Annotated in this window: 14 protein-coding genes and 2 pseudogenes; 8 read left to right on the top strand and 8 right to left on the bottom strand. The window is 68.2% G+C overall.

Going from position 1 to position 14,624, the window contains the following annotated elements:
• Positions 1–132 precede the first annotated feature (132 nt).
• From IE272_RS35535 to IE272_RS35525, 3 genes are all read right to left on the bottom strand, one after another.
• Entirely contained in the window at positions 133–363 is a 231-nt protein-coding gene (locus IE272_RS35535) for a hypothetical protein (RefSeq protein ID WP_190009802.1), read from the bottom strand.
• A gap of 178 nt (positions 364–541) precedes the next feature.
• Complete coding sequence (locus IE272_RS35530) at positions 542–1,354, bottom strand: hypothetical protein (protein WP_190009800.1); 813 nt, start codon at positions 1,352–1,354, stop codon at positions 542–544.
• A 135-nt stretch (positions 1,355–1,489) separates the two neighbouring features.
• Complete coding sequence (locus tag IE272_RS35525; RefSeq protein ID WP_190009798.1) at positions 1,490–3,445, bottom strand: helicase HerA domain-containing protein; 1,956 nt, start codon at positions 3,443–3,445, stop codon at positions 1,490–1,492.
• 239 nt (positions 3,446–3,684) lie between these two features.
• On the opposite strand from IE272_RS35525, the gene IE272_RS35520 reads away from it, so the two are divergent.
• Entirely contained in the window at positions 3,685–4,521 is an 837-nt protein-coding gene (locus IE272_RS35520; RefSeq protein ID WP_190009796.1) for a hypothetical protein, read from the top strand.
• Positions 4,522–4,590: 69 nt separating this feature from the next.
• On the opposite strand, the gene IE272_RS35515 is transcribed toward IE272_RS35520, so the two are convergent.
• Positions 4,591–5,457 carry a replication-relaxation family protein gene (locus IE272_RS35515; RefSeq protein ID WP_229897970.1) on the bottom strand — a complete coding sequence of 289 codons (867 nt, stop codon included), beginning with the start codon at positions 5,455–5,457 and terminating at the stop codon, positions 4,591–4,593.
• 522 nt (positions 5,458–5,979) lie between these two features.
• On the opposite strand from IE272_RS35515, the gene IE272_RS35510 reads away from it, so the two are divergent.
• Positions 5,980–6,414 carry a hypothetical protein gene (locus IE272_RS35510; protein WP_190009791.1) on the top strand — a complete coding sequence of 145 codons (435 nt, stop codon included), beginning with the start codon at positions 5,980–5,982 and terminating at the stop codon, positions 6,412–6,414.
• A 126-nt stretch (positions 6,415–6,540) separates the two neighbouring features.
• Here the strand turns inward: IE272_RS35510 and IE272_RS35505 are convergent, their stop codons facing one another.
• Entirely contained in the window at positions 6,541–8,139 is a 1,599-nt protein-coding gene (locus IE272_RS35505; RefSeq protein WP_190009790.1) for a serine/threonine protein kinase, read from the bottom strand.
• A 275-nt stretch (positions 8,140–8,414) separates the two neighbouring features.
• Between IE272_RS35505 and IE272_RS35500 the strand changes: the two genes are divergently transcribed.
• From IE272_RS35500 to IE272_RS35490, 3 genes and pseudogenes are all read left to right on the top strand, one after another.
• The gene (locus IE272_RS35500) at positions 8,415–9,080 is read left to right on the top strand and encodes a hypothetical protein (protein WP_229897968.1); all 666 of its coding nucleotides are present in this window, start codon (positions 8,415–8,417) and stop codon (positions 9,078–9,080) included.
• Positions 9,081–9,305: 225 nt separating this feature from the next.
• Positions 9,306–10,220 carry an IS5 family transposase gene (locus IE272_RS35495; RefSeq protein WP_190009788.1) on the top strand — a complete coding sequence of 305 codons (915 nt, stop codon included), beginning with the start codon at positions 9,306–9,308 and terminating at the stop codon, positions 10,218–10,220.
• A 62-nt stretch (positions 10,221–10,282) separates the two neighbouring features.
• Positions 10,283–10,464: pseudogene (locus IE272_RS35490) on the top strand (IS5/IS1182 family transposase); the annotation flags it as partial.
• Positions 10,465–10,473: 9 nt separating this feature from the next.
• On the opposite strand, the gene IE272_RS35485 reads toward IE272_RS35490, so the two are convergent.
• On the bottom strand, positions 10,474–11,109 hold the full coding sequence (locus tag IE272_RS35485; RefSeq protein WP_229897966.1) for a helix-turn-helix domain-containing protein: 636 nt from the start codon (positions 11,107–11,109) through the stop codon (positions 10,474–10,476).
• 397 nt (positions 11,110–11,506) lie between these two features.
• On the opposite strand from IE272_RS35485, the gene IE272_RS35480 reads away from it, so the two are divergent.
• The 3 genes and pseudogenes from IE272_RS35480 (at position 11,507) to IE272_RS35470 (ending at position 13,012) form a co-directional block, all read left to right on the top strand.
• Complete coding sequence (locus IE272_RS35480; protein ID WP_190009786.1) at positions 11,507–11,758, top strand: hypothetical protein; 252 nt, start codon at positions 11,507–11,509, stop codon at positions 11,756–11,758.
• A 340-nt stretch (positions 11,759–12,098) separates the two neighbouring features.
• Positions 12,099–12,551 (top strand): annotated as a pseudogene (locus IE272_RS35475) (transposase); the annotation flags it as partial.
• Between the two features lie 56 nt (positions 12,552–12,607).
• Positions 12,608–13,012 (top strand): hypothetical protein, encoded by a 405-nt coding sequence (locus IE272_RS35470; RefSeq protein WP_229897964.1) that lies wholly within the window; start codon positions 12,608–12,610, stop codon positions 13,010–13,012.
• A gap of 9 nt (positions 13,013–13,021) precedes the next feature.
• Here the strand turns inward: IE272_RS35470 and istB are convergent, their stop codons facing one another.
• Positions 13,022–13,792, bottom strand: coding sequence for an IS21-like element helper ATPase IstB (gene istB / locus IE272_RS35465; protein ID WP_099126391.1), 771 nt, complete (start codon positions 13,790–13,792; stop codon positions 13,022–13,024).
• Entirely contained in the window at positions 13,789–14,379 is a 591-nt protein-coding gene (locus tag IE272_RS35460; RefSeq protein ID WP_308433891.1) for a Mu transposase domain-containing protein, read from the bottom strand. The genes istB and IE272_RS35460 overlap by 4 nt, the downstream gene beginning before the upstream one ends.
• Positions 14,380–14,624 lie beyond the last annotated feature (245 nt).

Here is a 14,624-nt window from a genome sequence, read left to right as displayed (position 1 = left end):
TTCCGCTGGTGTATCGGGCTTCAGCGAGGGAGTCGGCCACGTCGCGGAGGATGCTCAGCGCGATCCAGAAATCACCCTCGGCGCCCGCAACGGGCCGGGCGTCGGGCCAGACGATCACAACGTGGGGCGACTTCAGCTCGTGGAGCCCACCCCAGACCGAATCCGAGAGGGGTCCCACACCATGCGGGGTCCGAGCGCCGGGTCCAAGGGCAATGCCCCCTGCACCGCCGCGAAGAACGACTCCTTGTCGGTCCGCCCGGCGGTGCGGAGAGTGAACAGGGGTATGCCCTGGCGGGCGGCCTCGTCGAGTATCCAGGGAATGTCCGCGCCGGAAACCTCGTGGAAGCCTCTCTCGATCACCATGCTCGGAACCGTAGCGGTGCGTCCTTCCGTTCCGGATTGCTCCCCTGGGCAGCGGGACCTCGATCCAGTACCGACGCGTGACAGGGGGAGCTCCGCGGTCGTTGAACCGTGCGAGCCCGACCGGGCCCCGGAGGTGCCGTGGCGGTTCCCCGGGGCCCGTGGTGTGTCGGTCGTTCGGTCAGTCCGTGGGGTCGTCCGGGTCGGTGAGCCAGGTGACGACGTCGGCGTCGGTCATCCTGATCGCCTGCGTCTCGTCGACCTCGCCGTGCCGGATGACGTGGAAGCGGCCCTGCTGGGGGTGGCGCTGCTTGGGGGCGGGGCCGATGTCCAGGGCCAGGACCTTCCAGGTGTCGGCCGTGAACCGCGCCAGGATCACCGTGGCGAACAGCTCGCGGGCCGCGCCCTTGAGGACGGTGTCCTGGGGGCGTCCGTCGAAGATGACGTGGACGCGCGCCGCACGCCCGACCCAGAGCGCTTCCTCGAGCGCGGCGATGGCAGGAGACGTCTTCGGGTCCTCCTTCTGCCGGAAGGTCTCCCAGTAGCGGGCGAGGCGGTACAGCGTGGCGTTCGCTTCGTCGACCGCGACGATCAGGCGGGGCACGGTGTCCAGGTCGCCGTCGAGGTCGAGGCGGCGCTCCAGCTCGGCGGCGAGGTGGACCAGGGCGTCGTGGATGCCGGCGATGTTGCCGCGGTGGGTGACGGTGGGCAGGCTCCTCGCCCACAGGTGGGAGATCCGCTTGGGGTCCAGGACCAGGGCGTGGGCGCCCTGGTGGAGGAACTGGGCGGTCAGGGAGCGCAGCATGGTGGTGCTGCCGCCGCCTCTGGCGGTGCAGACCAGGACGTGCGGGGATTCGCTGTCCAGGTTGACGGCAACGGCCCGTCCGGTGGTGCTGATGCCGATGAGGGCGGTTCCCTCGGGCAGCGCCTCTATCTGCGCGCGCAGGTCGGGGTCGGTGAAGCTGAGCATCGTGAGGAACGCGGTCTGCTTCATGGTGCGGTGTTCCTGTTCTGTGTGGTGCCAGAGCGGAGCCCGGATGTTCTTCCGGGCCTTGGAGATCGTGTCGGTGAAAGCGGACAGGGCCCGATCGGGGAGCGGGTCAGATTTCTGACCCGCCCGGGTCGGTGGTCAGTCGAGGTCGGTGGTGCCGGTGGGGGCGCGGGGCCGGTTTCGGGCCCACTTCTTGAGGTCACGGGCGCTGTAGAGGAGTTCGGCGCCGCGCTTGGCGGCCGGCTTGGGGAAGGTGCGGTCCTTGGCGCGGGCGAAGCGCAGCGCTTCCAGGGTGATGCCGGGCAGGTGGTGCTCGGCGGCCTGGCGCAGTCCCACCGCCTGGTCGTCGTCACCATGTGCCGGATCCGGTGGCGACGTCGCCGGGGCGGTGTCGGGCTCGGCGGTCGGGGTCGCGATCCGGGGCGGGATCGCCCAGGGGTCGGCAAGAAGTTCGGCGGCGGCCGGGGCTGGGTCGGCGGCGGTGGGCTGCAGGGCCGGGTCGCTGCTCCAGGCATCGGCGAGGTAGTCGGCGGGCGGGGCAGGTTGACGGAGCGCGGGCGGGCCCGGTTGTTCGGGGAGGCCCGGGTGCTGCGGTTCGGCCGCTGTCGTCTTTCCGGTGCTGGCCCACTCGTGGGCTTCGGGCTCGGTGAAAAACAGCACCTGCGTCTCGGTGGCGCTGCCGCCTGTGACGACCTGGGCGCGCCCCCGGTGCTTGGTGGCCTTCGGCGCGGGGTGAACTTCGGGGGCGAGCATCCGCCAGGCGTTGACGCTGTAGCGGGCGAGGATGCGGGTGGAGAACTGCTCGCGGACCTCCGGGCCTCCGAGGGCGCGGGCGGTGGCGGACTGGGCGACCAGGAGGACGTGCATGCGCAGTTGGCGGCCCATGTAGAGGATCTCGTTGAGGGCGTCGATGGCCGGGGAGACCTTGGGGTCGCCGGACTCGCGGGTCTTCTCCCAGTAGCGGGCCAGCTGCTTCATCGTCGCGTTGACCTCTTCGAGGAGGATCAACAGGCGGGGCCCGATGGCCTTCGGATCGGCGCCGATGCCGAGGTCGTCGGCGATCTGGGTGCGGCGCCGGCCTTCCCTGCCGAGGGCGATGAGCTGGTCGTGGATGTCGGCGACGTCGGCGCAGTAGGTGACGCCGGGCAGGCCGCGCGCCCAGAGGTGTGAGATCCGCTTGGTGTCCAGGACGAACACGCGTGAGCCGTGGTGGAGCATCTGGCACGCGATGCACCGCAGGGTCACCGACTTGCCCCCGCCCGTACTGGCGTTGACGAGGATGTGCGGGGATTCGGCGTCCAGGTCGACGGAGACGATCCGCCCGCCGGCACCGAACCCGATGATCGGGGCGGACTCCTTGGCCTTGGCGACCAGCTCCCGCGTCTTGGGGTCCTTGAAGAGGGCCGTGGGCGGGGGCTTGCGGGTCTTCTTCACCAGCACGTACGGCTTGCGGCCCTCCGGGTGCCAGGAGAACGTGACGCCCTGGAGGGCGAGTTTCTGGGTGATGAGGTCGGCCACCACGTCGCGGGAGAACCCGAGCCGGGTGGGCAGGTCGATGCGTATCTGTGCGTCGTCGTCGGTGCAGTTCTTCGGGATGTGGAGGTAGCGGCGCGGGTCGGTCTGCTCCGCCAGTCCGAGCGGCTGATGCAGGGCCTCGTGCAGCGGTCCCACCCACTCGCGCATCAGCTCCCGGCGCTCACGGGTCAGGACCATGTATGTCGCGGTGCCCACCGTGAGGACGGAGGCCGCGGCGATCCCGCCGGGCTCCAGCGTCGCGAGCGCCGTCTCCCGGTTCTCCCACAGCTCCGTCAGGGTCTCGCGGGTGGCGTCCAGGTCCCGGGTGGTCAGGTAGCCGCTCTCCGCGACACCGCCACCGAGAGCGAGGCGGAAGGACAACCGGCGCCACCCGGGCTTGTAGGAGCGGCGGCGGACCTTGCCCTCCACCTTCGGCAGGACCCGGGTGCCCGACCGCCAGAACGTCGCGTCCGTACGGCGGACCCCGTCCAGGTCCCGGCCGGCCAGCATCCGGGCGATCCCGCGCGCGAAAGTGTCGGCGGACTCATCCACCTGCTTGTCGAACTTCGTCCGTGCCATGGCCGTGCCCTTTCGATCTGCGTCCCGGCACCTCACACCCGGAACCGGACACCGACCGTAAAAGCGCTTCCCTGTGCATAAGTTCTGGCGATTCACGGGCCCTGAGCTGCTGCCTTTGGACCGTGGAGACAGGGGCCAGCCATTCGACCGAGGGCACGTCGTATTGACAGAAGGAGAATCCGGAGCCACCGGGGGCTCGTATGCCGGAAGATGCTTGAACGAAAGCGGGAGGGGCCCCTATGACCAACGACTTCGACGCGCGACTGGCCGAGATACTGGGCGCGGCTACCGAGAACATCCGCCGGACGATGGCTGCGTCGATCAGGCCGGCACCGAAGGTGGAGCTTCCGATGCCGTTGCGGGAGGCTCTGGCCAAGGCCGTCGCGCCTCTACTGCCAGTGCTGGAGCGCTTGAACGCGATGATGCCGGAGAACTGGCGAGGCCAGCACCTGGACTACAGGGACATGGTCCGGCTCATGCAGGAGGGCGTACCCCTGGCGTGGGTGCCACCGGCTGACGTCATCCGGCAACTGCTCGCCGCCGATGGCGCTACCTCCCGCTCGAAGGTCATCGACGACTGCCAGCCGGAGATCCTCGCCTCCTGCCGTGAGGCCCTCGCGAGGGTCACGGACGAACGGCTGGCAGCGCAGCGGGAGCTGCTTGAGGAGTGCGCCCGAGCCATCGAGAACGGCATGTTCAGCAGCGCCCAGGCACTTGCCGCGAACGTCTGGGACACCCTCATGCGCGGCATAGCTTTCGCCAACCCTGACTTGCTCACCAGCAAGAGCACCTGGAGCTATGGGCACATCAAACGGAATGTTCCCAGCGTAGAGGCCGAGGAGGATGCCACGATCGGGGAGTTCCGAAGAGCCGCCATATTCCTGCCGCTCCCAAAGACTCTGGAGGACTTCTGGCACCCTCAGCCTGTGCCACCCAGCTTCAACCGACACGCCACCGCCCACGCGACCGGCAGCGTGCAGTACACCACCTCCAACGCTATGACCGCGCTCATGCTCGCCGTCAGCGTCCTGCGTGAGATCGATGACCAGGCCTACGTTGTGCGGATCCACGCCTGAGAAGCGGTGTCGTCGACCGGCGTTTCGGCAGCGCGGTGCCCGGCCCCTCCGAGGCCGGGCCTGCCGTGTTCACCGTGCCGTTGGCAGCGCGGCCAGGGTCCGGCGTTCCTCGCCGCGGTGGTTGCCGACGACCCGCCAGACCGCCCTGCCCGCTCCGTGCTTCGTCAGCAGGGGCAGGGTCGTGGTCGCCACGGTGAGCCGGTAGGCCACGCCCACCCGGCGGGCCCGCTCGTGGAAGGCGGCTTCTCTCGTGTCCGGGGCCGCGCGGCGTCGGGCCGGGGCGAAGACGAACAGCACCGGCGGGAACGGGCGGTCCAGGGACGGTCCCGCGTAGGTCTCCTGCCAGTGCGAGCGCGGGGGCCGGGCGGCGTTTCCGCGCCCGTTGGCTGGTGCGCCCCGGTAGGCGTCGTAGCGTTCCAGCTTGGCGATCAGGCGGGCGTAGGACATGGTGCGGTCGATCTCTACGAAGGCGCTGGAGCCGTTGTTCAGGAGCACCACGGCGTCGGGCAGCAGGTTCCCTGCCGGGGTCGGGTGGGGCGCTTCCACCCGCCAGTCCGCGTGGTCGGCGACCTGCGCCTGGTGGAAGGCGATGGCGGTGTCGACCAGGGCCAGGCCGTGCTCGCGGAGGCCGGTCTTGCTCGCGGCGATGCGCTTGCCCGTGGTCCGGCCGGTGGTGGGTGCGAGCTCGCCGGAGGCCGCGGCTTCGGCGAGACCGGCTGGGGTGCAGTGCCAGTAGCTCTGCTGGGCGTGGTGGGTCCGGCCGACCAGGGCTGGGGGCTCCTCCATCAGGTTGCGCAGCGCCCGGCGTACGTGGTCGGTGTCCTGCTGGTGGGGCAGTAGCAGCGCCTTGAGCTGGCGGGGTGTGGCAAGGCGCAGCTGAGCGAGGGTCAGCAGGACCTCGCCGCGGAGGTCCGCGCCGGCCTTCGCCGCCGCCATCCGGGGCCGGGACGCTTCTCCCAGTACATCAGTACTTGTAGAAGAGGAGTTGCAACCGGCCGGGGCTGGTGAATCGGGGGTCTGATCAGCGACAACGCTCAGGCGGCGGTGAGTGGCTGCGGGGCTGGGTGCGGGGCTTGCCGCAGGGCTCGGAACGGGGCTCGCTGTCGCAGCGGGGTGCGCCGGGGCCGGGCGGGTGTGCCGATCGGGTGCGGAGGTCATCGGGTCCTCGGGATTCTCCGGCCGTCGCGGCCGGATCGGTGACAGGTCCGGCCCGTACGCGGAAGTGCGTACGGCCGGAGCCACCGTGCGAGGTCACCCCTTGACCGCGGTCTGACACCCGCCCACCGCCGGTGCCGGGTAAGCCCCTTGACCGCCCCTTGTCCTCCCGGTTTGTCCGTGACCGGAGTCATGCCGGCACCACGTCCGGGAGCGCGGTCTCTGTCCACAAGGCCGGACACGCACCGTAGGGATCGGCCGGGCGCACCGGGCATCCGGCCGGAGAACAGCAAGGGAGTTGTCATGGAGACGACGTTGCCCAAGGTGTCCCAGCTCGCGCCGGAGCAGATCTGGCGGGCATGCGACTACGTGGAGCTGGTCTGGCAGGAGCAGGGCAGGAAGGAGGAGAAGGCCGCGCTGGCCCGGTTACACGCCGACGGGCCGGAGCTGGCGCGGCTGATCGGGGAGTTCGGTGCTCTGCTGCTGCTGGCCGACCACCTCACCGTCGTGCCCGACGAGCACGCTGACTGCGAGTCCGCGTACGTCACAGGGAAGCTGGTGACGGGGGCGAGCCGGTACCTGAAGCGGTGGTGCCTCGCGACCGGGGCCGGGGCGCACACCGCGTGGATCGCGGCCGGGTTCCTGATCGAGTGCATGCAGGAGGTCGACGAGGTCCACCAGTTCCTCGCCGACATCCGCCGCGACGCCTACACCGGGCGACCGACGGCCACGGCCTGAGCCGGACCCAACCGGGGCAGCGTCCGGGGGATGGAGATCCCTCCCCCTCCCCCGGGCGCTGCCCATTTCCGGTGGTGATGCAGGAGGTAGCCAGGTGGGCAAGAGGGCGCACGGCCCGCCGTGAGATCAGGGTGAGGAGGCCGCACCACGGGGGTCACCGAGAAAGCCGCCGCACGCCACGATCGAGTAGTGGAAGATCGAAATCGTGTACGTGCCCATGAGTTCTATCGGCTTCATCTGTTCGTAGGAGCGCGGCATTTCGGTTCTGGGCGCCGTCTTCAGGATGTCGGGCCAGCGGAAGGACCAGGTGCTTTTCCCTTCGGGCACCGTGAGAGGGACGTCCTCGCCCTTGGGGAGCTTCATGTGGACTACGGGCTGTTCCTGGTCGCTGGCTGCGCGGGAAGGAAGGTTGACGTTGACAACGGCTTGGGTGATATACCCGTTTCGATAGGTCACCGGCTTCACCGAGAAGCTGAAGCCCTGCGCGGCAGTGTCTACCCCCAGGCCCATGACGCCGTCCATGGCGCATTTCTCTGTCATCGGGTTGTACTCGAGAGAACTGAGCAGGGCCTCGGAGCGCGGGTCCGGCTCAGACACCGGATCTTCCACCGCCGGGGTCATGGTCTGTTCCTGATCCGGCGGGCTGGTGGAGGAGGTTGGCGCAGAAGGAGCCGGGGCGGTGGGTGTGACGACGGCTCGGGGTTCGGTCCCGGTGTGGCCCGGTAACAACCAGACACCGGCGGCTGCTCCGGCGGCGAGCAGGACCACCCCCGTCACGGCGAAGGCGGCCTGCTGGCGCAAGCGGTTATGGCGGGTCAGGGCGGGAACGGCGGTTACTGGGCTGTCGGCAGCGCCTGTGCCACCCAGGTCCGCAAGCGGCGATCTGCGGAATGTCATCGCGGTCTGCTTGTGTCCGTAGGAGCGCAGGGAGGTCAGGTGGGCAAGGATGTCGCTCAGGAGTGGCCGCTCACGGGGGTCCTTGTGCATACACGCAGCAATCAGGTCCCGCAGTTCTTCGGACACGTTCGAGAGAAATGGCTCCTCGTGAACGACGTGGTACTGGGCGGTGAGAGGGGTGACGCCTCGGAAGGCGTGGTCGCCCGACGAGGCATATGTCAGGACGGCGCCGAGGGCGAAGATGTCCGAGGCCGCGCTGACCTGCCGTCCCTGCACCTGCTCCGGGGAGAAGTAGCCGGGGGTACCGAGAACCGCCCCGGTCTGGGTGGCGTGGCTGAAATCCGTGGCATACGCGAGTCCGAAGTCGATGATCTTGGGGCCGTCGTTCGTGAGCAGCACGTTCCCGGGCTTGAGATCGCGGCGTACCAGGCCCGCCTTGTGAATGGACGCCAGACCGAAGGAAAGGCCGAGGGCGAGATCCACTGCCGCATGCAGTTCCAGGGGGCCGTGCCGCTGCACGTGGTCGCGCAATGACAGCCCTTCAACGTACTCCGTGGCGAGCCATGGCTCGCGTGCCTGGGTGTCGAAGCCGACCACGCGGACTGTGTAGGGGCTTCTGACCGAACTGGCCGCCGTCGCCTCTCGTGTGAAACGGCGCTGGAATCCCTCCTCCAGCGCATATTCGTTCCTGATCGTCTTGACTGCCACGTAGCCCTCCCGCCCCTCCTGCGCGGCTAGATAGACCGTTCCCATCCCGCCGCTGCCGAGCCGCGCGACAAGCCGGAACGAACCGATCCTCGTCGGATCTCCCTCCCCCAGGTCCCACACTGAACAGTCCTCTCCCTCTGAACCGAACGCCGACGATAGTCCTGGCACAATCAGCTGATGCCAGGAAGCAGCTCCGGCTGGGCCCGGGTCCCCGCACCCTCGCTTCACTCCGGCGCCTGCGGACCGCGGGCAATGATGGCGTTCCGGCCGGTACGTCGACACCTGCGTCCGACACCCCCGCTGGAAGCAGCGTCCCACTCTTTTTCGGCTGCGGGCCTCAGCTTGAGTTTTAACCTCGGATCCGGGCGGGGATTCCGTCATGGCATCGTGTGATTGTGCAGATCTCGACGGATGACCAGCCGCTGCCTCTGTCCACGTGTTGGCTGTCCTGGATCGCGGTGCCGACCGGCGACCAGGAGGGGGTCATGGCAACCCTGGGTCTCACCCGGTCGAGGTCCGTGACGTTCGCGGAGGCCACTGCCGTCATCGAAGACGATGGCCACGGGGGGACCGATGGGTTCGCCCGGGTCTATGTAAGTCCTGAGCTTGACGGATGGACGCTGGTGATCGGCCCGTGGTGCGATCCGTGCGACGACGAAACGAGTGACGAGATGCTGCGACTGTGCGCTGATCTCAGCAGCCGGTACGGCCAGGCGCAGGCGTACTACTACGGGGAGCAGGGTGACGGGTCGGCCTGGCTCATCGCCGAGGATGGCGCCGTGGTGCGGCGGTACTGCGAAACCGGGGTGCCCGACGAAGACGCGCTCTTCACGCTGGGACAGCCGCTCCCACTGGAGAGGTCCCGTCGGGAGGAACTCGGACTCTCGCCTACCTGGGACGAGAGCACCAGAGGCAGTGAGGCCGAGGAGGAGTGGAAGTGGGGCGGGCACGACATGGCCCCCGAGATCGCCGCGGCGCTGGGAATCAGTCCGCGCGGACTGACACCACAAACGCCAGTACGCGGCACCGGCCTACTCGCCCACACCCGGCGTATCAACTGAGGAAGGCAGCCGGATGTGACCGCGTCCGGGAGTTACGGAACACCGGTGAGGCGGACTGCCGTGCAGCAGGTGTTCCGTAACCCGCGCCAGCCCTCAAGCAGGCGTCGGGCTTGGCCAAAGCGCCAGGTCACAATCCATTCCGGAGAGATGCGAGGTTAAATCTCAAGCTCAGACCGTGTTTGAGATCTGCCGTGTCCCGTTACTGAGGCGTTCGTTGAGCTCACCATGAGCGGTGTTGGGGGCGGGTATCCGTCGGATCTGACGGATGAGCAGTGGGCGCTGGTGGAGCCGTTGCTCCCACCTGCGCGGGTGGGCCCGAAGGGTGGTCGGCGGGAGAAACATCCGCGGCGGCGGATCGTCGATGCGATCTTCTACGTAGTGCGGACTGGGTGCGCCTGGCGGCAACTGCCGAAGGACTTCGCCCCCTGGCCGACGGTGTACTGGTACTTCACGTGGTGGCACGACGACGGCGCCGTCGAGCGCATCCACGACGCCCTGCGCGGCAAGGTCCGTGAAGCCGACGGCCGCGACGCGGAGCCGAGCGGGCTGATCGACTCGCAGTCCGTCCGCACCGCCGACACGGTCCCTGCTGCCACCAGGGGCTTCGACGCGGGCAAGAAAGTGAAAGGCCGCAAGCGATTCATCGTCACCGACACCCTCGGCCTACTCCTGGCCGTCCACGTCGTCGCGGCAAGCATCCAGGACCGCGACGGCGCGAAACGGCCCCTGCTGTGGACCAGGCTCGACCACCCCGGCGTCAAGAAGATCTGGGCCGACCAGGACTTCGCCGGCCGCCTCGTGCAGTGGGCCGCCCAGATTCTCAGCCGTGACCTGGAGATCGTCCGCAAGGACCCTGACCAGCGCGGATTGGGTGGCGCCGGGTCCTCATGGCGCTGGGTGACGGGACGGTGCTTGGGGTCCGACATGGGGTCCGGGGGACTGGAGCGCGGCTCGTGCGGAGAGCCACGTGACCCGGTCCGCGGTGACCGCTCCTCTCCTTCGGGTGCACGTGGTGCTGCCGGAGCTCGCCGGGGCCGCGCAGCACGCCGTACGGGCCGCCTACGGCATGCGGGCGGCCCGATGACCCGGTGGTGCTCCAGGAGGCGCGGGAGAGGGCGTTCCAGGCCGCTGACGGCCTGACCGCCGCCGCCGGGACCGCACTCGCCGCCTGAAACACCAACCGCGCGGGTACGGGGAGCGGTCTCGTCTGCCAGGGCGTCGGCCCGTGGCTGACCACCGGCATCAAGCACTGGCCGCAGCGCGAGCGTTTGTCGAACGCGGCGTCGCCCGGCTGGAGCCCTGGCGGATCTTCCGCAGGTCCCGATGCAGCCTCACACGCAGGACGTCAATCGCCAAGGCCATCCTGACACTGGCGCGGCAACGCGGAAGAAGCTCACTGCGAGAAGAAATCCCTGAAGCACCTGTCGTTTTCAGAATTATCTTTCATTGAGGCTTGACTGGTTACGTCGCGTAGCTGCCTGGGGGTGTAGCCGGAAAGGGAGCGGAATTCGCGGTTCATGTGTGCTTGGTCGTAGTAGCCCGTCATGGTGGCGAGTTCGGACAGAGATTGGTACCCCGTGGTGGGCGCCGTGAGTGCGTGCTGGAACCGGAGTATTCGGGAGAGAGTCTGCGGCGGTACACCGATGTACTCACGGAAGAGAGCCTGGATGCGGCGCCTGCCCCGCCCTGTGGCTGTGACTAGTTCACTCATGGGCATGCTCCCGTGGCGGGCACGCAGCAGGTTCCATGCCTCGACCATGAGTGGTGATGGGGGCGGGCGTTCGGCGCACTGGCTCATGAGGATACTGTCGACAATGGCCCAGCGCTCCGACCAGTCGTGAGTGGCTGCGAGCCGTTCGGTGATTCTCGCGGTCCAGCCGGTGCCCATCACGTGATCAGGGTGAACCCTCGTCTCCGCGAGGTGATGCAGAGGTATCCCAAGGCAGCGATGCGCGCCGAGGGAAGTGAAGTCGACTTCGATCGCGTGCCCGGCACCCGGGTAGCCGGCCAGCACGGGGGAGGTCTGCACACCCGCGATCAGAGAGGGCCATCGGCTCAGAGGCGCGTCGTTGCCGGGGCCGTCACGCATGTGGAGAGGGGTGCCCCACCCCAGGAGCAGCGTCACCGATCCTGCGGGCAGAGTGGTTCTCCCCGGCCTCGCCCCGGCCGTCCGGTAGCCGCGGTATCTGATGACCTGTTCCCGTAACTCCGCCGATGGCCAGCGGTGCACTCTTTCGCCTTGATCAGGGCGGTCCATAGCTGAGAACACCTTCCTTAACCGCCGATTCCCTGTGAGCCCGTTGTGCGCCTTCGTCCAAGACGCCTGACCCCCTGTGAGCGCAGTCTGGGTGAACCGTCCGGTCACGGTTAAGACGACGACCGGACAACTGCGTGGTTTCGATTCACGAAACGAGAAGGAGATACACATGCGCGCACGTCTGTTGCTCACCGGCATAGCGCTGGGAGCTGCCATGCTGGCAGGGGGCGCTGCCACAGCACAGGCAGCCCCCGCTGCCTTCTCCCAGACCAACGTCACATCGACGGTGCCTGGGAGCTGGAAGCCCATCGGCACCGGCAGCGAGTCGTGGTGCTACTCGATGGCGGCGTCCTACGCCGGCCCCGCCTACTGCACCCCCGCCGGCGGTGGCCGGTTCACGCTGTATGTATGGGTCGAGTAAGTAGCCATCGTCGTCCGGCCTTGAGGGGTGGGCGTCGAACGGCCGTCTCGATCGGGTGATCGCGGGCGGCTGCGGGCTTGACGGCAGGGCCTCTTGGCATCTCGGGGTTGCGAAACCGACCGAGATCCAGGAGGCCCTGTTGCCGCAGTTGTACGAGGTCGCGTCGGCGGAGTTCACCTCGGCTGCATTGAGGTGTGATTGTGTAGCGCACCGGTTCGGGAATGCGGCCGGTCACCCGGAACGTGTTCTGCGGTACCCCTGGGACACGACGGACGCGGAGCGGGCCGTGGTCCGGCTGCTGCTGTCGTTGCCGGGCTGGATGTGGGGCCGGGGCGGGCAGCTCCCGAGCCTGGCCTCCTCGCTCCAGGCCGTCCTCGACCAGCGCAAACTCCTGGCCGGGCGGATCGAAGAACTGCTGGAGGCCCACCCTCTTTCCCAGGTCCTGATCTCGATGCCCGGGATCGGCATCAGGACCGGAGCCAGGATCCTCATCGAGGTCGGCGACGGCAGCAGCTTCCCCTCCGCCGCCCACCTCGCCGCCTACGCAGGACTCGCCCCGGCGACCCGCAACTCGGGCTCCTCGATCCGCGGCGAACAGCCTTCCAGGAGAGGGAACAAGCAGCTCAAACGGGCCTTCTTCCTCTCCGCCTTCGCAGCCCTCGGCGACCCCGCATCCCGGGCCTACTACGACAAGAAGATCGCCCAGGGCAAACACCACACCCAAGCCCTCCTCTGCCTCGCGAGACGACGGGTGTCGGCGTACTTGCCTATGTGCAGAGGTGCGTACGGATGAACGTGCAGAGCAAGTAGCCGCCCGCTGCGCTCATCGCCATGCGAGAGGATGGGGCGGTGGACCTTCGTTACTTCAATCAGACCGGCTGGACCGCGATCTTCAATGGCACCGAGACCGACATCGGCCGCATGGTGCGGGTGGAGGCATGGGACCCGGCAACTGGAACGGCGCTTGTAGTCGACCCGAAGCGAGGCGCCATGCGTCCCGTCACGGATTACGAGGACTTCTCCCACCTTGAGAAGGCCGACCAGGTCGTAGCCGCAGTTCCTGGTGGCGGGTGGCGGGCCCACTGGAAGGACGAGGGCCCGGGGAACGGCCCGCTCACGGAACAGGTACTCGCGTGGCTGATCACCTCGCAGGGCCGGGCAACGGCCATCACGATGGACGCTCACGGGCATGTTGACGATGCCGACAGTGCCGACGCCTTCATTGCGCCGGGCGAGGAGCTGGGCCGGGATTGAACTCCCGGATCAGGCGACTTCCGTCTCGCGCTCGATGGCTTTGAGGCGGTTCTTCAGCCGGTAGCTGGGGCCGTTGATGGCGACGACTTCGCAGTGGTGCAGGAGGCGGTCGAGGATGGCGGTGGCGAGGACTTCGTCGCCGAAGACCTGGCCCCATTCGCTGAAGGTCTTGTTCGAGGTCAGGATGATGGAGCCCTTTTCGTAGCGCTTTGAGATGACCTGGAAGACCAGGTTCGCCTCGGCGCGTTCGAGGGGCTGGTAGCCGACTTCATCGACCACGAGAACGCTCGGCCGCAGGTAGGAGCCCAGTTTGCTGGTCAGGCGCCCTGCCGCCTCGGCTGCTTTGAGGTTGCGGACCATGTCGTCGAGGCTGGTGAAGTAGATCGAGTAGCCGGCCCGGCAGGCCGCGACCGCCAGCGCGATTGCGATGTGGGTCTTGCCGACGCCGGGCGGACCCAGCAGGGCGGCGTTGGCCTTTGCTTCGACGAAGGACAGGGTGGCCAGGTCTTTGATCTTGCGCGGGTCGAGCTCGGGCTGGAACGAGAAGTCGTACTCGTCCAGCGTTTTGTGGTGCGGCAGCCGGGAGAGCCGGAGGCCCTGGCGGAAGCGGCGGTCGTCGCGGACGGCGAGTTCTTCGGAGAGGACCAGGTCGAGGAAGTCGAGGTAGCCCATCTTTCCCTCGTCCGCCCGCCGCGTGTACTCGTTGATGGTTTCCGCCAGGTGGGGCAGGCCGAGCTTGGTCGCCGTGGTGCGGATGCGGTTGCCGGTCAGCTCGCTCAAGACGGTTCCTTCGTGGCTCGGTTGGTGGTGAAGGGGCGGGTCCCGGTCAGTTCGTCATAGACCGACAACGGTCGGCGGCCGACCTCGACGCGGATCGCCGCAGCCCGGTTGAGGAGGGCTTGCAGCGGTCCGGCCTCCTCGCCCAAGGGGCGTTCGTGACGCGGCCGGGGCAAGGCGTCGCCGGTGGTGGTCCGGCGTCCTTTGCCGGTGGGCAGGCCGTCCCAGTGGTGTTCTTCGACGACACGGACGCCGCGTCCCAGGGCCCGTGGATGGATGGCAAGCAGCGTCTCGCCGCTGGAGTCGGCAATGGTGGAATGCAGCATGACCTGCGACTTCGTGGCCCTGATCTCCACCAGCTGACGCGGTCGGACCTTGGTGGCGGGGACTGAGTAGAGGTTCCCGCCGAAGGCGACCAGGCAGTCCTTGCCGACCGGCCGCAGATGACGTTCGGCCACCAAATACGGGGTGGGTGGCAACGGCTTGAGAGCCGCGTGGTCACGAGCTGCCCGCTCGCCGATGACCTGCTGGTGAGTTCGGTGCGTGTGGGCTCGTCGTTTTGGCACCCAGGCGGTGAAGGCGGCGTCCATCTCCTCAATGCAGGAGAACGCCCGGCCCGAGAGAACGTGGTCGCGGACGATCAGGACCTGGCGTTCGACGCGGCCCTTGCGCGTACTGAAGGGTGAACCTGCGCGCCGCTAGCCCGATGGCTTCTGGCCCCGGAACGTCTCGCCGCTCTCAATCCGGGCCTTGTTCCGGGTGAACTCCCGCTCGGCTGTAGCAGTTCACGGTGATCCCGTGTGTCGGCACCCCTTCACGCTGGGATCGAGGAAAA

Origin of the sequence: Streptomyces anulatus, from assembly GCF_014650675.1 — a bacterium.
GTDB classification, from domain to species: Bacteria; Actinomycetota; Actinomycetes; order Streptomycetales; family Streptomycetaceae; genus Streptomyces; species Streptomyces anulatus.
This window is presented reverse-complemented; position numbering and strand designations above follow the sequence as displayed.